Origin of the sequence: Paenibacillus aceris, from assembly GCF_017874035.1 — a bacterium.
Taxonomy (GTDB): Bacteria; Bacillota; Bacilli; order Paenibacillales; family NBRC-103111; genus Paenibacillus_E; species Paenibacillus_E aceris.
On sequence record NZ_JAGGKV010000037.1, the window covers coordinates 1 to 19185 of the forward strand.

Here is a 19185-nt window from a genome sequence, read left to right on the forward strand (position 1 = left end):
TCAAGTTGAATCACGTTGGTGAGCCGTATGCCTTAGTAGGGCACGTGCGGTTCGATAAGGGGGGAGCCATGAGAGTGGTTCCCCTACTTTATTATTTCAACGGACAATCTTTAAATATTAAAATCGTCGAATATATCTTCTAAAGACAGCTTAGCTTATATTCATAGCGAGGGGGATGATAGCTTGAGTGAACTAGCACACTCACAGTTGCCGAAGAGCACTGTTAGAAGTATGCGCTTGTTTGCTGTATTGTCCATCATTGGTGGGGGGTTGCACGTTTTGCAGCCGATTTGGAATCGCTATTTGAATTATCAAACTCTGAGATTTGACGTCATTAGTGGCTCAACGGATTTAATTTCCGCTATCATGGTGCTGTTGGGAGCTATAGCTTTCTTTATCTATCAGCAGCATGCCAAAAGTGTGAATCAGTTAATCAGCTACATTCTTCTATTTATCGGAATGTCTCTTTATATCAGCATGAAAACAATTCAAACCTTTGTGGTTCCAATGCTCAAATATAATGCTCCTAATTTAGCGGATTCACCGCCTTCGCCTGCGAGTGAAGGTATGATGATTATGTTCATGGCGTTTGCAATCAGTTGGGTGTATTTCGGCATTAGTTCGATGATTGCCAGGAATTTACCGCTTGTGGGTTCGATCTTGGTGACCGTGGCTCCATTTATTGATTTTATTCCTATGGGTAATTCTCCAATTGAAGGGCCGCAAGTGTGGGGAGTTGGAGTCATTTGGTTAAGTCTAGCCGTATATAGACGTGTGAAAGTTTAAACGCTGTTGAAAAAGGGGTATTCCCTCTGGTTTGGAGACTGTTTAATTGATAAATAAGAGTCTTTACGGACTCTTATTTTTGCTTTTCCCCATTAGTGAGGAAAATAGCAGTCCCTAAGGGCTCCTATCTTCGCTCAGACGCACATTTCAGGCGATATCATCAATTTCGATGGCGATTCGATACGGCGGTCGGAGATAGGCGAATTTAATGAAGCGGGTATCATTCTGGCCTATAAAAGCTTCATATTCGTTTTCAAAGCTCACCCCAATTTCCTCCAAATAAAAAAACGCCTCTCCCCGAGGGGAAAGACGGTGTTCTTCAAGCAATCTCGCTGCTAGTATAAACCACTAAACCACATTCTCAATATGCTCATCAATATATTTCTCCAGCTTAATTCGCACATAAGGCGGCAGGCCGGACAGCATGCAGCCATACCGGAACTGGCGGCCATCGGACTCGATCCGAATTACGCGGGCGGTGATAGGCGGGAGCTCTGCTTCCTGCGGGAAGTGGATGACGATAAACATATCCGGTGCAAGCGGTGCTTCGGTTGTAATTTGCAGTCCGCTCTCCGATAGGTCGAAGAGGGTACCGTCGATGTTTTGGCCGGAGAAGGAGCCTTCCTGCTCCCATTGATAGATGGACAGTTTCAAGTTAATGTCCAGCTTCACGCGCGTATTGCGGCGGCGTTCACGACCGGAGAGCGGCGACGCCGGCTTCTCTTCAACTGCCTCAGCAGGCTCGTTAGGTTTAGCGACTTGCTGTCCCATCCAGTCCTCGTAGCACTGAATGACGGAGCTCATATCCTCATCTCCGAGGCCTTTGCTTAGTCCCATCTGGAATAAGCTTGCTGTTGTTTGCAGCAGCGGAGTCGGCAATTTGAACTCGCTGGCTAGCCCCTGAGCGATTAAGAGATCCTTGAGCATTAGCTTCAAGGAGAATTGGTTGCTGAAATCGCGATTCAATATTTTATCGCCTTTGAGGTCGACCATTTTGCTGTTTGCGCCGCCGGAACGGACGATTTCTAGAAATTGAGCAAGGTTAACTCCTGCTTTGGATGCGATGGATAAGCCTTCGGCAAGGCCGACCAGGTTAATGCCGACCATGGTATTATGGGCAAGCTTGGCATAGGAACCGGAACCGGAGGGTCCGAGGTAAAGCGCTTTGCGGCCCAGCGCGAGGAACAGCTGCTCTTGTTCTTTGAACACTTCCTGGCTTCCGCCGACCATGAACGTAAGCGAGCCTTCTTCGGCATGAGGTTTACTGCCCGTAACGGGCGCGTCGAGGAAGTCGACGAAATGGGACGCGAGCTCCTCAGCCAGCTTTTGGCTTGTTTGGGGAGACACAGTGCTGGAATCAATTATCGTAAGAGCCGGATGTAGACCGCTGAGAATGCCTTGTTCGCTGTAAAATACATCTAACAAAGCGGCATCATTGCTAAGCATGGTGAAAAGTACATCCGAATGGCGGGCAACCTCGGCAGGTGTTGAAGTAACCTCTGCGCCAAGACGAGCGAGCTCGTCCGCTTTTTCAGCAGTACGATTATAAACAGTCACCATAAAACCTTTTTGAATAAGGTTAGCAGCCATGGGTTTACCCATTGTGCCAAGTCCGATAAAGCCGATACGTTTCATGATCATTCACCTCTGGATTCATTTTATCATGGGAAATCTAACCTGTGAATGGCTTCTTTACTTGCTTTTGTACAAGCAAATAAGTATGCTAGGAAAAGGAAAAATATAGAGATGGAGGCGAGCATATTGAGCTCTAAGCTACAATTTGACTACAGTAAGGCGTTATCCTTTTTATCCCAACATGAGGTTGATTATTTGTCTGCACAGGTAGAACTGGCGCATGAACAACTGCACAACAAAACAGGTGCGGGCGCTGATTATTTAGGATGGGTGGATCTGCCTGAGAAGTATGACCGCGAGGAGTTTGCTCGCATTCAAGCTGCTGCTAAACAAATTGGGTCCGACTCCGAAGCGCTTGTTGTCATCGGGATTGGTGGTTCTTATTTGGGAGCGCGCGCTGCGCTTGAAATGCTTTCTCATTCGTTCTATAACATTTTGCCTAAAGATAAAAGAAAAACTCCTGAGATTTACTTCGTTGGAAATAACATCTCCTCTACATATGTGACACACCTTCTTCAACTTTTGGAAGGCAAGGACTTCTCCGTTAACGTTATTTCGAAATCCGGTACGACAACAGAACCGGCGATTGCTTTCCGTATTTTCCGTGAACTTTTGGAGAAGAAATATGGAAAGGAAGCTGCTCGCAAACGTATCTACGCTACAACGGATCAAGCGAGAGGCGCTTTGAAAACACTGGCTAATGAAGAGGGCTACGAATCTTTTGTTATCCCGGATGATGTAGGGGGACGTTATTCCGTCCTGACTGCTGTTGGCTTGCTGCCAATCGCGACAGCCGGTATTGACGTAGAAGCAATCATGAAAGGTGCTGCGGATGCTCAGCGCGAGTACGCGAATCCGAAGCTTAGCGAGAACCAAGCGTATCAGTACGCTGCTGTTCGTAACGCGCTTTACCGCAAAGGCAAGACGATTGAAATTCTCGTCAACTACGAGCCGTCCTTGCACTTCGTTTCGGAATGGTGGAAGCAATTGTTCGGCGAAAGCGAAGGGAAAGACTACAAAGGTATCTACCCGGCTTCTGTAGACTTCTCTACAGATCTTCACTCCATGGGCCAATTCGTTCAAGACGGCAACCGCATTTTGTTTGAAACCGTGATTCAAGTTGACCAAGTGGCTGATCATATTACGATCGGTACAGATGCTGACGATTTGGACGGCCTCAACTTCCTAAGCGGAAAAACGATGGATTTCGTGAACAAAAAGGCATTCCAAGGCACAATGCTTGCTCACACGGACGGACACGTACCGAACCTGATCGTCACACTTCCGGATATGACACCTTACTCCTTCGGGTATATGGTATATTTCTTCGAAAAAGCATGCGGCATCAGCGGTTACCTAATGGGTGTGAATCCTTTTGACCAACCAGGCGTTGAAGCTTATAAAAAGAATATGTTTGCGCTCTTGGGCAAACCGGGTTATGAGAAAGAAAAAGCGGAGCTGGAAGCTCGCTTGCAACAGTAATTCAAGTAGGTAAGAAAAAAACGATCAATCCTATTGGATAGGTCGTTTTTTCTATCGTAAAATTTCCATTATTTATGTGGTAAATTTTCTTTCTATATTGTCGAAGTCAAAAGATGTGTGTAGAATGTAATGAAACAGTTGTTTCCTTCTACCAAGAAAGGTCGGCTATGCTAGCACATTTCAAAACTATCCAATCGTACGGATCGTCGGAAATCATCATCAAGAAGTCGCGTTTCATCGGTCATGCCAAGCCCGTGGAGTCAGAAGAAGAAGCTACCCAATTTATTGAAGCGATCAAGAAGGAACACAAAACGGCTACACATAATTGCAGCGCTTATGTCATCGGAGACAGGGACCAGATTCAGAAGCAGTCTGACGACGGAGAACCTAGCGGCACGGCAGGTAAGCCGATTCTGGAAGTGATTAAGCATCAAGGGCTCAAGAATATCGCGGTCGTCGTAACCCGTTATTTCGGCGGCATCATGCTCGGCGCGGGCGGACTCATTCGGGCATACACGGATGGAGCCGTGGTGGGCATTGAAGCTGCACAACCCATTTACAAAGTGAATCATCAGAAAGTGATGATTGAGGTTGATTATACGTGGTATGGCAAGATTGAGAACGAGCTGAGAAATCAGGGAATGCTTCTTGGGGATATTGATTTTACCGATAAGGTAACGGTAACTTGCTATCCTCTGGCAGCGGCGGCTGATGCATTTATCAACTGGGCTACAGATATTACTCAAGGTCAAGGTATTATTATCACTGGAGAAAACGAATACATCGTTCACAAGAACCTGCCCGGATAGGCAGGTTCGAGACTAGACAAAATTAAATAGGCTAAGGATGCGGAGGGATAGGAATGGCTAGGAAAGCAGTCGCACAAGAGCTTAGCAGAGAACGAATACTTACCGAGGCGCGGGATTTATTCGCTACTTTTGGCTATCGTGCTTTAACGATGCGCAGCATCGCAAAAGCAATGGGGTACAGTCATGGGGCGTTATATTATCATTTTACGGAAAAAGCGGAACTATTTTACGCGTTAATTAAAGACGATTTTTCTATGTTGATGCAGCGTCAACGGGAAATGATCGTTCGTGAACATGGATTTAGTGTGAATTTGCTTCAAAAGTTAATGATGGAGTTCGTCTGGTTTGGCCTAACCAATCCGAATCATTATGAAATGATGTTCATGATGAATGAACCTGAACTGCAGCAGTATTCCCGTACCGAACAAGCGCAATGCCTCGAAATGTTTTCGATCGTCGTTCGTCAGGTTGTGACGGACCAACCTGGGTTCGAAAGCAGAAAGTTTACGCTTCCTTGGAATCTATTTATGTCTTTACACGGCCTCATATCGTATTGCATCCAGTTTAAACTATCTTATGAAGAAGCCCGGAAGCTGGCGGATGAGCATATTCGTCTCATCTGTGTAAGCTTGGACTTAGATTCTTATCAGCAGCAGCGTCCAATTGTCAAAATGGTCAGTCCGCATTTACCGATCACGAATGTCATATAAATGATTAAGGAAGAGAGACGAAGGTCTTTCTTCTTTTTTTGCCGAGTAGGAAGCTTGCATTTTACATTAGCCCCCATCTGCATTAATATAGGGACAAGAACAGCTGGGGAGGATGAGGGGATTACAATGGATTTGAACACTTGGTCGGAAGAAAATGTGGAATTTATGTTTGAAGAAATAAAGAAGAAGCTGCGCATGGCGACGGGAGGCTCCATTAAGGCCTCGAATGTGAAGGAAGATGTGTATGAGGATCTGAAGGATTTGTACGACATGGTCGCAAGTAAAGATAGATTCAGCATCAGCGAGATCGATGCTATTACGACTGAACTTGGAAAAATTCGCAAGGGCTAAGCACGTTATTGATAGAAATGCCGTTTTTCTAGCCGTATGGCCTGAAAAGTGGCATTTTTTTATAGACATACGACTATTTTTACGGAGGGGTGGACAGCTATCCAAGCGATGTTACCTACACAGGAGTACACTGTAGAGCAATGTATCCCTGGTGGCTAAAAGGAGGTGGACGTTCGTGGCATCCCAAATTCGTAAAGAAGACGTTCGTCAATTGGTTGGTAAACAAATTGTGGCTCTTAAGAAAGATGGAACAAGCGTATCCGGTAAATTGGTGAGAATCAGCGGAAACACGTTGATCGTAGCTCCACAAAAAGGTAAAAAAGTTCAAGTCAAAGCGATTATCCCATTGGTACTGTTTGACCTGTTGGCAATTGGTACTACGCCTTTTGGATTCGGTGGAGGTTTTGGCCCTGGCTTCGGCTTCGGTGGTTTCGGCCCTGGCTTTGGTGGAGGCTTTGGCCCAGGCTTCGGCTTCGGTGGCCCAGGATTTTGGTAGTAATGGATAAAGTAAGAGGACTGTACCGATGGATTTCATTCGGTACAGTCTTTTTTTTGTGTTGGCTCGACTGTGCAATGAGGGATCTATTTTTACACCAATCCGGGTACAGCTGAATAGGCTAGCATACAGGATTCATCCCATAGCCTTGTCAACCCATGATAGGAGTGAGCAGCATGCCGAGTTCCATTGTTTTTAACATGATCAATATTAATAATCAGAATACAAATGCCACCATCGGGATCGGTGAGAATGCACAATCGAGTTGGGATTCGCACAGTAAAAATAATTACGGAACAGGGGAGTTCATCGGCAATTCGATATCGGCGAATATCGTGAATTTAATCTTTGACAATGACTTCATCGATGCCCCTATTAATGATCAGGACTTTAAACCGGCAGTAACGAATCAAGTATAAAAGAAGTAAAACGAGGTGAGTCACATGCAGAAAGCAGCTTTTCCGGCCCTTCCTCTGGACCCGCCGCTCATTCAATTTGACGCCATCCATGTGAATGCGATATCGGATGGTTCGGGTATTTTCATCGGTACGAATATGCAAGTGTACTGGGCGACAAGCAGCAAGTCGAATTCCGGTCTTGGCGAAGTAAGCGGCGAGAACAACTACGTGGTAAACAATTTCAACACGGTTCATGATAATGACATTATCGACGCGCCTTACACCAAAGGGGATCTCATTATTGGCCGTGTCTAAAAGGCGGCTTCCCGGCGGCCTCATTCTGAAGACGGTTGTGTCCCAGTCGGCTGTTCCTGAGGCTTATTGGCAACGGAAGCCGGGTTGAATCCGGAGGCTGCCGCTTGCGCAGTAATCATTTCCTGCAGCCAATCAGGTGTTTCGTTATCCCCCACATTGAGCATATCCAGGAAATCGGAATCGTTAAGCATGGAGCGGGTTCCGACTAGCTGGTTGTTGTCGCCTTCAACAGCGCCAAAGCCTTGTACAGTCTTCTGATTGCTCTGGAAATCGGTTGGCCAATTGTTTCCCATATTGATGCAGGAAGCACTTTCAACCGATCCGATCCGGATCGAACCGATGATAAAAGTCGGTGACATGAACGATGACAAAGGGGACACCTCATTTCGTTTTGGATTGTGGCGTGTACCTGTAGCCAGTTGTGGTTCGCTCCGGAGAAGGCGCAGCGCCATCGCTGCTACTGCCTTTTCGACCGCTGCCAGACTCTGCAGAAGCAGGTGACTCTTCGCTAGAAGATGAACGGAACGCGGTCGAAGGCTCTTTTGACACTTGAGCGTGTTTATAAGCCTCGTCGAGTGGGCCTTTTTTCTCATTCGGCTTGGCTCCGAAGTTGTTCCCCAAGTTTAGAGAGCCGCTCAATTCTTTGATGTCCAAGTGATCCAATCGAAAAGTTAAATTTTCTAAAACAGGCTGATGAACATGCAAAGTATCTATATGAATTTGTGGATGTTTGGCAACCAGGTGAGATATTTCCTCTTCTAATTTCTTCAGGCGCCTTTCTAATTGCTGAACAGTAAGGGATGAGGCAGGCTCCGGTCTAATAGGAGAAGCTGCCCCAGCGGGTGATGTTGCCACAGGATTCGCTCCTTGTGGTTTGGGAGGCGGCGATTTTTTCTTTTGAAACCACATGGTCGTCTCTCAGCTCTTTCGTATAAAGGGTTTATAATCAAAGAGGTCGCCATCGTCAGCCACATGCTTACCGCCGATCACGACATTGCGTTCACCACTTATTGCTCCGAGTCCTTGGTTGGTCTTTGAGGAATGCCGTCTGCCGACGATCCGATTCGTTCCTTTGTTCACACTGGATGACTGTGCGAGATTGTCGATATGAATTGATTGAAATTGGATGCGCACCACAATAATCCCCTCCATATCCGCATTTCTACTTTTTTTATTTATATGGGGACAAACGGAGATTCATATCTCTTTTCCATAAATCCCAAAACAAATAACGCTCAACCTTGATCCCTTAGCGGCAGGTGATAGCGTCACCGACCTGCTCAGGGCGGTCGAACGTTATGTGAACTGAATGGGAATTACTTTTTCCCCATCGGGCGGTGCCAGTGGAATTCGAATAATGAGCAGCCCGTTATGATACTGTGCCCGCATTTGCTCGGTCAAAGCTCTGCCAGGCAAGCGAATCACCCGCTCAAAACTACCAAAGAAACGTTCGGATAGTCTCATTTGCTCATCAAGCACCTGATAAGGTCGAACAAGCATTCCCCGCATTAACAACGATTGATCCCGGAAAGAGAGTTGAATCTGCTCGGGTGCGGACAACCCGGGAACTTCAGCGACAACCACCAGTTCCTGCGGTGTCTCATACATATCGATTCTTGGCCCGGTTAACGGGATGATACTGGCAATGTCCTGCCAAAATTCGGGGCCCAGCACATCGCCGGCTTGCGCCGAGAGCCCTTTCCAATCGGGCTTTGGCGGACGGTTGCCTGGAGGATTCATCGGCCATCATCACCTGACTTTTACATAGGAAATAGCGCTGCAAGCAGCTTGCTATTAGTTTATGTGCACCCGCGGCGGATTATGGCAATCACTCTTAAAGCGGATCAATGCGGGGAACGCTGCTCCGCCAATTTCTGCTGCGCCATACGCACGAGTTCCTTCACCATGGCCCCGCCGATCGGTCCGCCGATCTTGCCGGCGTCCTCCGAGCTTAACTGCCCGTTGTAGCCTTGCTGCAGGGGAACACCGAGCGTTCGAGCGACCTCATATTTGACTAAGTCAGGACGCTCCGGATTAACATTATAGCCTTGATTTCGCATAACCTGAGCTTTGAGAATTCCCAGTCCGTGTTCCGATCCGGGTACGATGGCCCGGTTGCTTCTTCTACGTGCCATTAGGCATCACCTCTTGGTGATTAGGATACCCCGCTGCTGGAAGGACCATTAGCCCGAAATGTAAAATATTTATGCCCCAAATAATTGCCAATGGTGTACAAGCCATTTCCGATCAGGATGGCCGCATTATGCAGCCAATCTGTCCGCATGTCAGGCCATAATGAGGCTACGGTTTCGGCCAGCAGCAGGCTGATCCCATAAGACAAGCCATAGCAGCTGAGAATAACGACGGCAAATTTCCACCAACTGCTGCCAACGCTTGCTTTTGAGCGAAACGTAAATGTGCGGTTGAGTGTGTAGCTGACAATGGCGCCAATGGTATTTCCCGTAAACGTCGAGATCCAATAATTCAGATGAAGCAGATTGAAAAATGCGAAGCTGGCAGAGAGACCAACCAAGGTATTGAACACGCCGACAAGTAAAAATCGCAGGAAACTGCTTGATAACAATGACAATAATCGTTGTTGTATCATGTTATCGACGGTTCGAAGCAGCAGGGATGGATGGAGGGGTTACCTGTATCTCATCTTGTTCCTGAGCGCTTCCTTTCAATGCCTTCTCAATGACAAAAAGCGGCCTCTGTTTCACTTCTTTATAAATTTTCCCTATGTATTCACCGATTAAGCCCAGCGCCAGAAGTTGTACCCCGCCAATGAACCAAACCGACAAGACGAGGGAGGTCCAGCCCGTAACATTGGCTCCAAGCAGTTTACCGATAATGGCATATACGCCGGCAACTACACTGAGTAGAAACAGGACGAAACCCATTAATGTTACGAATCGAATCGGCGTCACGCTGAAGGAGGTGATGCCGTCAAAGGCGAAGGCGAGCATTTTGCGCAGCGGATATTTGGATTCTCCGGCAAAGCGCTCCTTGCGATCGTAGTACACCTGAGTGGACGGGAAGCCCAGCAAAGGCACCATGCCGCGCAGAAATAAGTTAACCTCTTGAAATTTCTCCAAATTGTCGAGGGTGCGCTTGCTCATCAAGCGAAAATCGGCATGGTTGTAATGAATTTTCACACCAAGAGAAGTCATCATCTTATAAAAGCCTTGTGCGGTTGCCCGCTTGAAAAAGGTATCGGCGGAGCGATCCTGGCGGATGCCGTATACAATATCGTAGCCTTCGCGGAATTTGACGACAAACTCACGAATAGCGTCGGTGTCATCTTGCAGATCGGCATCGATGGATACGACGCAATCGGAATAAGTTTTGGCTTGCATGAGACCGGCAAGCAAGGCGCTTTGATGCCCGGCATTTCTAGCCAGCTTAAGCCCGGTAACGAAGGTGTTGGAGGCGTGAAAACGTTCGATAAGCGACCAAGTAGCGTCCTTGCTGCCATCGTCTACCAAGAGCATGGTGCTTGTGCTTGCAACCAGTTTATCCGAGATGAGGGCGTCGAGCACGCCGCTAAGCCGGAATACCGTCTCCGGAAGGACTTCTTCTTCGTTATAACAAGGGACCACAATGGTCAAAATCGGAGTAGCCACAATTCCTCGTCTCCATCCTAAATAGGTAATAAATGCATAGAATGCTATAGGCTTTCATTATAACGTAAAAACTCGCAAAAAAGTAAGCGGCCGAAACGATTTCATCGTTCCAACCGCTTTAAGGTGATTACCAGCCAAATCCGAAAGTACTAAGAACGATAACCAAGAGGATGAATAAAACGAGGACTACAGCCGCTCCATTGTAGGTTGTTCCGCATCCACAACTCATGTCTATCCCTCCCTTCACAAAATTACTATATGACATTCATCTAGAGAGCGTATGGATGAATGTCCTGATTCGTCAATTTTATATTAGGGAACATGTCCATAGCAGCGGACGTTTGAGCAGATATGCTTGGAACGGTTCGGAATGGACGAGCCTCGGGGGTGAATGCTATGATGCCAAGTGAAAGCAATACCAAGACATGTGATAAGTAGGAGGAAACGATCATGATTCAGAAAATAGCGACGGTTGCCATTTATGTGGAGGATCAGCACAAGGCAAAAACATTTTGGACAGAAAAGGTTGGGTTCGAAGTTGTGCGTGAAACGCCGATGGGCCCTAATGCTTTCTGGCTGGAGGTGGCGCCTCCGGGAGCCCAGTCAGCGCTGGTCATTTATCCGAGAAGTATGATGAAAAACTATGCAGAGTTGAAGCCGTCTATTGTATTTGTAACGGAAAATATTCAAGCAACCTATGAGCGGATGAAGTCCAAAGGCGTTGAATTTGAAGGGGAGCTGCAGGAGATGCAGTGGGGAACTTTCGCCACATTCAAAGATGAAGATGGTCATTCGTTCCTTATCAAAGGATAAGAAAACAGTAGGAAAGGACGAGCATTCCTGTCGTAACGCGGCAGGGAGCCGTCCTTTTTCTGTTTCGCGATGCTGAGCCGGTTAAGATAAGGTTTCCCATTTGGCCCACATCTCGGGCGGATTCAGCTCATAAACTTCATTTTCCCGGAACATAAACTGATGCATAATAAATTCCCGGCGTATAGTTGCAAAATCGGGATGGTAGTTTTTAATCCATTCGTTAAGCTCTTTCTCGGTATACGTGCGGCCCTTTTCGAGTTGGTCGATGAGGTGCCCGAGTGCGATCAACTTCTTTTTGAGCTGAGAAGGGATATGCTTGAGCTTACCGTCTTGCGTGAAGAAATTGCGTATGACGGACTGCTTGAGGTTGTCATTAACGTCTGTCTCTTTCATGGGGAGTGATGATCCTCCTTTCTGATTTTTGAAAATGAGATCTGCGGTCGCGGTGGCGTTGCTGCGAATAAAATATTCGTTCAAGGCAAAGTAAATCGTATTCTTTTCTCTGCGTTCATGAATGAGACTGGCCTCGCGAAGCTTAGCTGCATGATGGGTGATAGTTGCGGGCGTAACCCCCAATTTATCGGCAAGCACTTGACCGTTCAGTTCTCCATCTCCTAGCAATATAAGCATGCGAATGCGCGTCGCGTCGGAGAGCGCTTTGTGATAGGTGATGATTTTATCTAACTGCATGGCGGGAGTACCTCCTTAGAAGGATATCTAATTAGATGATAATTAAATTAGATGTAGAAGTCAAGACGGCTGCAGCGGAAGTGCTCAAAAGTTTCTTATTTGGTCCTGGTCATGTAAAATAATCTATAAGTGTTCATCATGGTGATTGATTAAAAAGGGGATAGGCCTAATAATGCGTGTACTTATTATGACGGCAGTAGCGCCTGAAAGGGATGCTGTTCAGCGTGGCCTTGGCCATGACAGCAGGTTTGAGTTCGCCTTGGCCGGCGTAGGCCTTGCGGCAGCAGCCGTTAACGGCGCCATGGTGCTGGCTGAAACAGCTGTACCCTATGATTTAGTTGTTATTGCGGGTATTGCCGGCGGATTTCCCGGACAAGCGGAGATCGGATCGCTTGTCGTCGCAAGCGAGATCATCGCCGCGGATCTTGGCGTGGAGCTGCTGGACGGCTTCAGCTCCCTGGATGACCTCGGCTTCGGCTCGACGCGCATTAGCGTCGCGGCCGACCTTGCCGAGCGATTGACGGCGGCGCTCACAGCCGCCGGCCTTGACGCGCGCACAGCGCCGGTGCTCACGGTAGCGACGGCCACAGGGACGGCCGCGACCGCTGCCCTGCTAGCGGAGCGCGTGCCGGGAGCCGCCGCCGAAGCCATGGAAGGCTTCGGCATTGCCACGGCTGCCGCGCTGCGCGGCGTGCCAGTGATAGAAATCCGCGCGATTTCCAACGCGGTTGGTCCGCGTGATCGCGATGCCTGGCGCATCGGCGATGCTTTAAAAGCTTTAGAAGCAGCAAGTTCAGTCCTAGCGGAGGTGCTTTAAGATGAAAATTGCGTATTCACCTTGTCCCAATGATACTTTTGTTTTCCATGCATGGGCGCACGGCTTAATCCCCGGCGCTCCGGAGCTGGATGTGTTATATGCCGACATCGACATTACGAACCGGCTGGCTGCCGAGGGCACCGGCCCTGATGTGCTCAAAATCTCTTACGCTGCACTCCCCTGGGTGCTGAAGGAGTATGCCCTGCTGCCCTGCGGCGGTGCCTTGGGCAGAGGCTGCGGTCCGCTCGTGCTGACTCAGTCCGGCGGAACAGATCCTGACCCGGCCCAGCTTAGCGGCCGCCGGGTCGCCGTGCCAAGCGAGCGCTCCACCGCGTACTTACTGTTCCGCCTGTGGGCGGCACAGAACGTCCCGGGCGGCGTTGGTGAAATCGTGGTCATGCCGTTCCACGAGATCATGCCCGCAGTACGGGACGGCCTTATTGACGCCGGCCTGGTGATTCACGAAGCGCGCTTTACATACCCGTCTTACGGGTTAGCGCTTCTCAAAGATCTGGGCAGTTGGTGGGAAGAGGACACCAACTTGCCGATTCCGCTCGGCGCCATTGTGGCGCGGCGCTCGATGGATCTTGAGGCGCTTGCGGGCTGGACCCGCGCCTCCGTGGAATACGCGTGGGCGCATCCGGAAGCTTCGCGCGACTACGTGATGCAGCACGCGCAGGAGATGGACCCGCAGGTTGCGCAGGCGCATATCGACCTGTATGTGAACGAGTTCACCGCTAATCTCGGCGATGACGGCTATGGCGCCGTTTTGACCCTGCTCCAGCGGGCTGCGGAGGCAGGAATTGTGCCGCAGATGGACTATGCGGCATTGTTGAAATAGCGCCAAGTAGTTCCTCCTTGTTTGGCACAATTACGGTTTTCAGTTCCGCAAGTAACACAAAAGAGGCTGCCTTCAAAGTAGATCTAACTTTGAAGGCAGCCTCTTAACGCTTGCTTCAGTCCGTTCATGACGCGAAGTTAGCGGGAATAAGCAAATTTAGCGTGGCTTTTCTTTCTCGTGTATGAATTTGAAGAGAGAGGCAAGGTCTTTCTTAACATATAAGAATTTCCATGTTTGTAGGGGAACTACAGGCCGCTATTGTACCCAAAAGATCCCATTGTGTGAGGGAGAGGGAACTAGGGTCCGCTATTCCGCCATTTTGACAGAAATTTGGACAATGGAGGTTGAATAAGAGCCTGTAGTTCCACTCCAACCTACAAAATTCGGCTTCTCGCCTAAATAAGGGAGTGGAGTTCCCTCTTATTGATTCCCTCACCTCGTTCTTCCACGAGCAGAAAACTCCCCGCACTTAGACTAGCTAAATAAGCGAGGAGTTCGTGATTTACTGCTTTGGGGTCAAGTCTGTAGGTCGGGTGGCTTTCGCTTCGCTTTTTAGTCAGTCCATCCGCATTTACCCAATCAAATTCTGAGGCTTCCCGTCTATGAAGGCACGCACATTGCCAATGGCAGTTGCCATCAGCCTAGCCCGCGCTTCTTTGGTGGCCCAGGCAATATGCGGGGTGATAAGCACATTCCGAGCTTGCAGCAAGGGATTGTCCGGCGTCGGAGGCTCTAATGTCAGTACGTCAAGTCCGGCTCCAGCCAGCCGCCCTTCATTAAGGGCCTGGGCAACATCGGCTTCATTCAAAAGTCCGCCTCTCGCCGTATTAAACAAAATAGCCGTAGGCTTCATAAGTGCAATTCGATCTGCATGAATAAATTCTTTGGTCTCCGGTGTCAAAGGACAGTGGAGAGAAATCACATCAGATTGCTGCAGGAGCTCATCCAGCTGCACCCAAGTAAGACCTTCAACCGGTTCAGGCGCCCGTCTGCCGCTGCCAGTCGCAAGCACCTTCATGCCCATCGCTTGTGCGATCAGCGCGGTTTGCTTGCCAATTTGGCCTAGCCCGATGAGCCCAATGGTTTTGCCGCTTAATTCTATGAGCGGGGACACGGTGTAGCTGAAATCAACTGAGTTCGACCAGTCCCCGTTTACGACGCTGTCACTATGCCGCTGTACTCGATGGCAAAACTCCAGCAGTAAAGCAAAAACCAACTGAGCAACAGATTGCGTGCTGTAAGCAGGAACATTCGTCACAAGAATGCCTTGCTCCTTTGCTGCTTGTAAATCAATAATGTTATAGCCAGTCGCTAGAACACCGATATAGCGGAGCTTCGGCAGCCGCTGCAGGGTGGTAGCGGAAAGCGGCGTCTTGTTCGTTAACACGATGTCGGCATCGGCTGCACGATCTACAATCTGTGGTTCAGCCGTACGGTCGTAGATAACGACTTCTCCAATGGCTTGTAACCCATCCCAGTCCAAATCCCCGGGATTTAAAGTATATCCGTCGAGTACAACAATTCGCATCTTCTAATGTCTCCTCACTATTTTTTTGCCGGCAATTCACGGAAAGGGTTCATGAACAGCTTTGGAATGTTCGTCTCAAAACGAAGCAGTTGCCCGGTCGTCGGATGCAAGAAGGCAAGCACACGCGCATGGAGTCCGAGACGGCCGATTTCTTTCGTTTTCGAACCATACTTCTTATCGCCAACCACTGGGTGTCCGATGTCTTGCATATGGACGCGGATTTGATTTTTGCGTCCTGTTTCCAGATTGACTTCCAGCAAGGAAAAGTTCCGGTTGGATTGCAACGTTTTGTAATGCGTTACTGCGTGTTGCCCGTCATTCGGATATGGCGTCGAATACATTTTGAGGGATTTTGTGTGTTCCTTCAGCCAGGAGGAGATAGTTCCTTCCTGTTTCTTCACCAAGCCTTCTACTAAGGCTACGTATGTGCGCTCTTTTACGCTGTCCTGCCATGTGTTTTGCAAGTGCTGCTGGGCTTTTTCGTTCTTTGCGAACATCATAACGCCGGACGTGTCCCGGTCGAGCCGGTGAACGACAAAAATGCGTGCCTTCGGATCATGGTTACGCACATGCGCCGTGAGTTGGCGGTAGGCGGTAATTTGATTTTCCTCCGGGTTGGTGGCGATCGATAGAAGCCCCGAATCCTTTTGAATCACGATAACATCCTCATCTTCATGCAGGATGGACATCCCGGCTAGAGGAATATTTTCTACGATTTTTTCTTTGTTGATGGTTACCGTTTGCTCGGGCTGCAAGGGGTGATTGTAGGCTGTGACGGCCTTTCCATTCACGGAAACTTGCCCGCGGGCCAGGGTGGCTTTCACCGAATTGCGTCCTACGCCGGAAAGCTTTTCTAATAAAAAGGGCAGCAGCTCCGTAGGCTCCTTAACCGTGTACTGGCGTGTATTCCCCTCAGTGGCTGCTTTGGTTGAAACAGGTTTATGGGTTTGGCTCTTGCTGATTTTCAGCTTGGGGTTGTGATTTTGGTTTTTATTTGGACTTTGATGCTTACCTTGCTTTTTGGGCATAAAAATGACCTCCTTTTTTTCAATAAATACGCATGCCGATTCATCTTGTATTTCTAACAATATATCATGTTCGTAAAAACAAAAGATACGTTACCCGTTAATTTCTAATGTGCTAAGGCGGAAAGTTACACTTCCTGTAACTTTTGTGTAACCCCATAAAAGGTATAGTAAAAGCAAATACTTCGAGATTATGCTTCTCACCTACATGAAAGGCGGGTGCTTTTCAAAATGGAAAGTTCATGGGAGTTCTTGACGTTTCGGTACACACGAAAGGTCTTCTTGCAAGGTATTCAATTTTGGTATAGAACTAGAGCAATCACGCATGTTCGTGAGCAAACAAAAGAAATGCCGCTTTACCTTACAGAGGCAAATTTTTTTGGGGAAGGACAGGGCTATCTTGCGGTGACGAATCATTATATCGCATTCCTTCACCAAAATAAAAAGACGATGAAGTTGTTTCCGCTGTTATGTATAACCGATTGGGGTTTTGAAACGATCGATAGGCGTCCTGTCGTTTGGGTTGAAGGTTCTTTTGATCAGGGTACGGGACGTTTTTTATGGTATGTAGACAAGCAGCAGGAACTCGTTCAGGTCATAAGACAGCAGATGGAAAAAGGTGTGGTTGCAAAAGAAAGAGCAGCAATCGCGCGGAACCAAGCCAAGCTTGACTCTTATATGGCTATTGTGAATACGACGTTAAATGATAACAGCGAAGCGATATTATTTAAAGCCGAAGTCGCGATGGACGACAAGGCAGACACGCTTTTGCAAAATACACAGGTTATGCTGGAAACAATGTGGGAGGTTTTCCTCACAGGCGCAATGCCGCAACTGCGCGCTTTAAATCAGGCCGAGGCTCAGCTGCTGAGAGACGATATTGTTTATTATGCAGCGATTAAAGGCAATCGTATAGCCAAAATTGTGCTGGAAGCAAGGGGCTATAGGCTCCCGGCAGAAGACTTTTTCATTGATAGCGATGCCTTCATCGATGAGTTTTATAAGGCTGTGCTTCCCCCGTTTGAAATTTTGGACAAAGTGCATGAGGATGTGCTTGCCATCTATCAAACGTTTTTTCCAAACTCAGTCCTCAATCAGGATCAGGTTCTGAGAATTGTATCCGAAGCTGTTAATCTGGGCTACAGAGTCACGATTGCCAATGCCATGGTCATTGTCAAAACGTCGCTGCGCATTGCCAATTAAAGATGTAAGTAGTTTTCTTGTAAGGTGCAATCTGCGGATTGCGCCTTTTTCGTTTTGAAAGGTCGAAACTTCCAAATATTTTTGTACAGCTAGTCATATTGTTTAAATATCCAGTTCCTTATATGATAGAACCTAACATAGTATGGAATGGTGGTGCCCAGGTGTCTTTTGCGCACGTCAATGGAGTTAGCCTCTACTACGAACTTATCACATCTACTCGCAACTCCGGAGAAACGATCGTTTTTTTGCATGGAAACGGTTTTGACTCCTCACGATGGGGACACATAGTTAACGGGTTAAAAGAGGATTATCAAATTCTGCTCGTCGACCTGCGTGGATGCGGAAAAAGTGAATTAACCTCGGGTGAAATATCATGGGATCTTTATACCGATGATATTTACGCGCTGATCAAGCATTTGAATATAGAAAATTTCCACCTGCTAGGCCATAGCTTTGGAGGCTCCTTGGCGGTTTATTTTGCCGCGCGGTATCCGAAGTTAGTGAAATGCCTTGTTCTCATCTCGATTAACGTGTTGTTTCCGGAGGATGGGGACGCCGTCATTGACAATTATATTGCCCTGGTTGAAAAATATGGCATTCCTTATATTCTTCAAAATTTTCTTATACCTTCTTTAACGGTATACCCCTTTGAGCATGAGGAAGCCCAACATTTGTACAACATGTATATGAACGTGCCTGCTGAGATGTACGCAAAATTATTTAAGCTTCAGAATCAACAACGGCCAATAAACGAATTATCGTCCATCCAAAATCCCACCTTACTGCTTGCAGGGGAATGTGATACAGTTTATCCGCCTTCTTTCCAAAATATGACGTCCGGGCTAATCCCGCATTCTACGTTTTATATCGTTCCGAATGCCGGGAATGCGATATTCATCGATCAACCCGATGTGACAGTTCAATGGATCAAGAGTTTTATCCAAAGAAAGATGAACAGCCAAGCGTCAGCAAGGACAACGAAACCAACGGAAATTGAAAATTCCATTCAACTCTTAAGGGATTCATTTCTACAAACCCTATTTAATAAAAAAAGAAATACTGAACCCGTCTTGAAAGTAGAACTCTTGTACGGTTTTCGCGTAACCTTGAATGGCCGGGAGATTTTGGACGGCTGGAACAAACGTTATGCCAAAAACATATTTGTGCATCTGGTTGTACAACCCTCTTCAACAAGAGAAGATTTGTGTGACGCGATCTTTCCGATGGTTCCGTTACCGACTGCCCTGAAAAACTTGAAAGTTTACATCAACTATTTGAAGAAACTGGTCACTCATAATGAAGAGTCCGTCTTGAAAACGAGTCGTCAGAATTTGTATCTGCAATGTAAAATCGAATGCGATCTTCTTGATTTTTTTGATCAAATAAGACGGACTATGCTACTAGATGATAATGGATGGGCTAAATATGACAGCTGCAACAAACTGTTTAGAACGATGCGCCAGAAGGAAATTATGCCTGAAATTTTTGACCAATGGTTCATTGAGAAAAAAGCAAGCACAGAATTAAGGTTGGGTGTTTTGGCTGTTTGGATGTCCGAGCAGGAAGAGAAGAGGAATAACTTTCTGAAGGCGGTCGAATATAAGAAAATCGCTAGTTATTATTTAAGTGAAGATGAGTGAGGAGAGCGCAGGCAAGCAGC

At 47.6% G+C, this 19185-nt stretch carries 25 protein-coding genes; 13 read left to right on the forward strand and 12 right to left on the reverse strand.

Features of this window, described 5'->3' with window-relative positions:
• Positions 1–183: 183 nt before the first annotated feature.
• The gene (locus J2Z65_RS33270; RefSeq protein ID WP_167067633.1) at positions 184–786 is read left to right on the forward strand and encodes a hypothetical protein; all 603 of its coding nucleotides are present in this window, start codon (positions 184–186) and stop codon (positions 784–786) included.
• Positions 787–1134: 348 nt separating this feature from the next.
• Here J2Z65_RS33270 and J2Z65_RS33275 read toward each other — a convergent pair whose 3' ends face one another.
• Positions 1135–2421 (reverse strand): NAD(P)-binding domain-containing protein, encoded by a 1287-nt coding sequence (locus J2Z65_RS33275; RefSeq protein ID WP_167067631.1) that lies wholly within the window; start codon positions 2419–2421, stop codon positions 1135–1137.
• A gap of 126 nt (positions 2422–2547) precedes the next feature.
• Between J2Z65_RS33275 and J2Z65_RS33280 the strand changes: the two genes are divergently transcribed.
• From J2Z65_RS33280 to J2Z65_RS33310, 7 genes are all read left to right on the forward strand, one after another.
• Positions 2548–3903 (forward strand): glucose-6-phosphate isomerase, encoded by a 1356-nt coding sequence (locus J2Z65_RS33280; protein WP_167067628.1) that lies wholly within the window; start codon positions 2548–2550, stop codon positions 3901–3903.
• A 167-nt stretch (positions 3904–4070) separates the two neighbouring features.
• Entirely contained in the window at positions 4071–4712 is a 642-nt protein-coding gene (locus J2Z65_RS33285; protein WP_167067625.1) for a YigZ family protein, read from the forward strand.
• Between the two features lie 53 nt (positions 4713–4765).
• Positions 4766–5422, forward strand: coding sequence for a TetR/AcrR family transcriptional regulator (locus J2Z65_RS33290; protein ID WP_167067622.1), 657 nt, complete (start codon positions 4766–4768; stop codon positions 5420–5422).
• 126 nt (positions 5423–5548) lie between these two features.
• The gene (locus J2Z65_RS33295) at positions 5549–5773 is read left to right on the forward strand and encodes a DUF1128 domain-containing protein (RefSeq protein WP_167067619.1); all 225 of its coding nucleotides are present in this window, start codon (positions 5549–5551) and stop codon (positions 5771–5773) included.
• A gap of 175 nt (positions 5774–5948) precedes the next feature.
• A complete protein-coding gene (locus J2Z65_RS33300) occupies positions 5949–6269 on the forward strand; it encodes a 50S ribosomal protein L33 (protein WP_167067617.1) in 321 nt (106 codons plus the stop codon).
• Between the two features lie 176 nt (positions 6270–6445).
• Positions 6446–6688: a spore germination protein gene (locus J2Z65_RS33305; protein WP_167067614.1), complete on the forward strand. Its 243-nt coding sequence runs from the start codon at positions 6446–6448 to the stop codon at positions 6686–6688.
• A 24-nt stretch (positions 6689–6712) separates the two neighbouring features.
• On the forward strand, positions 6713–6982 hold the full coding sequence (locus J2Z65_RS33310) for a hypothetical protein (RefSeq protein WP_167067611.1): 270 nt from the start codon (positions 6713–6715) through the stop codon (positions 6980–6982).
• A 20-nt stretch (positions 6983–7002) separates the two neighbouring features.
• Here the strand turns inward: J2Z65_RS33310 and J2Z65_RS33315 are convergent, their stop codons facing one another.
• The 8 genes from J2Z65_RS33315 to J2Z65_RS33350 all read right to left on the reverse strand — a co-directional run bounded on the left by J2Z65_RS33315 (position 7003) and on the right by J2Z65_RS33350 (position 10837).
• Positions 7003–7353 carry a hypothetical protein gene (locus J2Z65_RS33315; RefSeq protein WP_193581142.1) on the reverse strand — a complete coding sequence of 117 codons (351 nt, stop codon included), beginning with the start codon at positions 7351–7353 and terminating at the stop codon, positions 7003–7005.
• Positions 7354–7363: 10 nt separating this feature from the next.
• On the reverse strand, positions 7364–7837 hold the full coding sequence (locus J2Z65_RS33320; protein ID WP_167067609.1) for a hypothetical protein: 474 nt from the start codon (positions 7835–7837) through the stop codon (positions 7364–7366).
• Between the two features lie 63 nt (positions 7838–7900).
• Positions 7901–8119 carry a hypothetical protein gene (locus J2Z65_RS33325; protein ID WP_167067606.1) on the reverse strand — a complete coding sequence of 73 codons (219 nt, stop codon included), beginning with the start codon at positions 8117–8119 and terminating at the stop codon, positions 7901–7903.
• Between the two features lie 159 nt (positions 8120–8278).
• Complete coding sequence (locus J2Z65_RS33330; RefSeq protein ID WP_167067603.1) at positions 8279–8722, reverse strand: Hsp20/alpha crystallin family protein; 444 nt, start codon at positions 8720–8722, stop codon at positions 8279–8281.
• Positions 8723–8826: 104 nt separating this feature from the next.
• A complete protein-coding gene (locus J2Z65_RS33335; RefSeq protein WP_167067600.1) occupies positions 8827–9117 on the reverse strand; it encodes an alpha/beta-type small acid-soluble spore protein in 291 nt (96 codons plus the stop codon).
• Between the two features lie 20 nt (positions 9118–9137).
• On the reverse strand, positions 9138–9590 hold the full coding sequence (locus tag J2Z65_RS33340) for a GtrA family protein (RefSeq protein ID WP_167067597.1): 453 nt from the start codon (positions 9588–9590) through the stop codon (positions 9138–9140).
• Position 9591: 1 nt separating this feature from the next.
• The gene (locus tag J2Z65_RS33345) at positions 9592–10611 is read right to left on the reverse strand and encodes a glycosyltransferase family 2 protein (protein WP_338111811.1); all 1020 of its coding nucleotides are present in this window, start codon (positions 10609–10611) and stop codon (positions 9592–9594) included.
• A 124-nt stretch (positions 10612–10735) separates the two neighbouring features.
• Positions 10736–10837 (reverse strand): YjcZ family sporulation protein, encoded by a 102-nt coding sequence (locus J2Z65_RS33350; RefSeq protein WP_157317989.1) that lies wholly within the window; start codon positions 10835–10837, stop codon positions 10736–10738.
• Positions 10838–11058: 221 nt separating this feature from the next.
• Between J2Z65_RS33350 and J2Z65_RS33355 the strand changes: the two genes are divergently transcribed.
• A complete protein-coding gene (locus J2Z65_RS33355; protein ID WP_167067591.1) occupies positions 11059–11421 on the forward strand; it encodes a VOC family protein in 363 nt (120 codons plus the stop codon).
• Between the two features lie 81 nt (positions 11422–11502).
• On the opposite strand, the gene J2Z65_RS33360 is transcribed toward J2Z65_RS33355, so the two are convergent.
• Complete coding sequence (locus tag J2Z65_RS33360) at positions 11503–12111, reverse strand: DUF2087 domain-containing protein (protein ID WP_167067588.1); 609 nt, start codon at positions 12109–12111, stop codon at positions 11503–11505.
• 172 nt (positions 12112–12283) lie between these two features.
• On the opposite strand from J2Z65_RS33360, the gene J2Z65_RS33365 reads away from it, so the two are divergent.
• Positions 12284–12928, forward strand: a complete 645-nt coding sequence (locus J2Z65_RS33365; protein WP_167067585.1) for a futalosine hydrolase — start codon at positions 12284–12286, stop codon at positions 12926–12928.
• Position 12929: 1 nt separating this feature from the next.
• Positions 12930–13769, forward strand: coding sequence for a 1,4-dihydroxy-6-naphtoate synthase (locus J2Z65_RS33370; protein ID WP_167067583.1), 840 nt, complete (start codon positions 12930–12932; stop codon positions 13767–13769).
• A 571-nt stretch (positions 13770–14340) separates the two neighbouring features.
• On the opposite strand, the gene J2Z65_RS33375 is transcribed toward J2Z65_RS33370, so the two are convergent.
• Complete coding sequence (locus tag J2Z65_RS33375) at positions 14341–15297, reverse strand: D-2-hydroxyacid dehydrogenase (protein ID WP_167067580.1); 957 nt, start codon at positions 15295–15297, stop codon at positions 14341–14343.
• Positions 15298–15314: 17 nt separating this feature from the next.
• A complete protein-coding gene (locus J2Z65_RS33380) occupies positions 15315–16325 on the reverse strand; it encodes an RluA family pseudouridine synthase (RefSeq protein WP_167067577.1) in 1011 nt (336 codons plus the stop codon).
• A 228-nt stretch (positions 16326–16553) separates the two neighbouring features.
• On the opposite strand from J2Z65_RS33380, the gene J2Z65_RS33385 reads away from it, so the two are divergent.
• Positions 16554–17525, forward strand: coding sequence for a hypothetical protein (locus J2Z65_RS33385; RefSeq protein WP_167067574.1), 972 nt, complete (start codon positions 16554–16556; stop codon positions 17523–17525).
• Between the two features lie 161 nt (positions 17526–17686).
• Positions 17687–19165, forward strand: a complete 1479-nt coding sequence (locus J2Z65_RS33390; RefSeq protein WP_167067571.1) for an alpha/beta fold hydrolase — start codon at positions 17687–17689, stop codon at positions 19163–19165.
• The last annotated feature ends 20 nt before the right edge of the window (positions 19166–19185 follow it).

Excerpts from the sequence above, each read along its gene's own strand:
- J2Z65_RS33275 (WP_167067631.1), bottom strand. The coding sequence starts at position 2,421 with ATGAAACGTATCGGCTTTATCGGACTTGGCACAATGGGTAAACCCATG.
- J2Z65_RS33285 (WP_167067625.1), top strand. The coding sequence starts at position 4,071 with ATGCTAGCACATTTCAAAACTATCCAATCGTACGGATCGTCGGAAATC.
- J2Z65_RS33290 (WP_167067622.1), top strand. The coding sequence starts at position 4,766 with ATGGCTAGGAAAGCAGTCGCACAAGAGCTTAGCAGAGAACGAATACTT.
- J2Z65_RS33295 (WP_167067619.1), top strand. The coding sequence starts at position 5,549 with ATGGATTTGAACACTTGGTCGGAAGAAAATGTGGAATTTATGTTTGAA.
- J2Z65_RS33305 (WP_167067614.1), top strand. The coding sequence starts at position 6,446 with ATGCCGAGTTCCATTGTTTTTAACATGATCAATATTAATAATCAGAAT.
- J2Z65_RS33310 (WP_167067611.1), top strand. The coding sequence starts at position 6,713 with ATGCAGAAAGCAGCTTTTCCGGCCCTTCCTCTGGACCCGCCGCTCATT.
- J2Z65_RS33330 (WP_167067603.1), bottom strand. The coding sequence starts at position 8,722 with ATGAATCCTCCAGGCAACCGTCCGCCAAAGCCCGATTGGAAAGGGCTC.
- J2Z65_RS33335 (WP_167067600.1), bottom strand. The coding sequence starts at position 9,117 with ATGGCACGTAGAAGAAGCAACCGGGCCATCGTACCCGGATCGGAACAC.
- J2Z65_RS33340 (WP_167067597.1), bottom strand. The coding sequence starts at position 9,590 with ATGATACAACAACGATTATTGTCATTGTTATCAAGCAGTTTCCTGCGA.
- J2Z65_RS33350 (WP_157317989.1), bottom strand. The coding sequence starts at position 10,837 with ATGAGTTGTGGATGCGGAACAACCTACAATGGAGCGGCTGTAGTCCTC.
- J2Z65_RS33355 (WP_167067591.1), top strand. The coding sequence starts at position 11,059 with ATGATTCAGAAAATAGCGACGGTTGCCATTTATGTGGAGGATCAGCAC.
- J2Z65_RS33360 (WP_167067588.1), bottom strand. The coding sequence starts at position 12,111 with ATGCAGTTAGATAAAATCATCACCTATCACAAAGCGCTCTCCGACGCG.
- J2Z65_RS33365 (WP_167067585.1), top strand. The coding sequence starts at position 12,284 with ATGCGTGTACTTATTATGACGGCAGTAGCGCCTGAAAGGGATGCTGTT.
- J2Z65_RS33370 (WP_167067583.1), top strand. The coding sequence starts at position 12,930 with ATGAAAATTGCGTATTCACCTTGTCCCAATGATACTTTTGTTTTCCAT.
- J2Z65_RS33375 (WP_167067580.1), bottom strand. The coding sequence starts at position 15,297 with ATGCGAATTGTTGTACTCGACGGATATACTTTAAATCCCGGGGATTTG.
- J2Z65_RS33380 (WP_167067577.1), bottom strand. The coding sequence starts at position 16,325 with ATGCCCAAAAAGCAAGGTAAGCATCAAAGTCCAAATAAAAACCAAAAT.
- J2Z65_RS33385 (WP_167067574.1), top strand. The coding sequence starts at position 16,554 with ATGGAAAGTTCATGGGAGTTCTTGACGTTTCGGTACACACGAAAGGTC.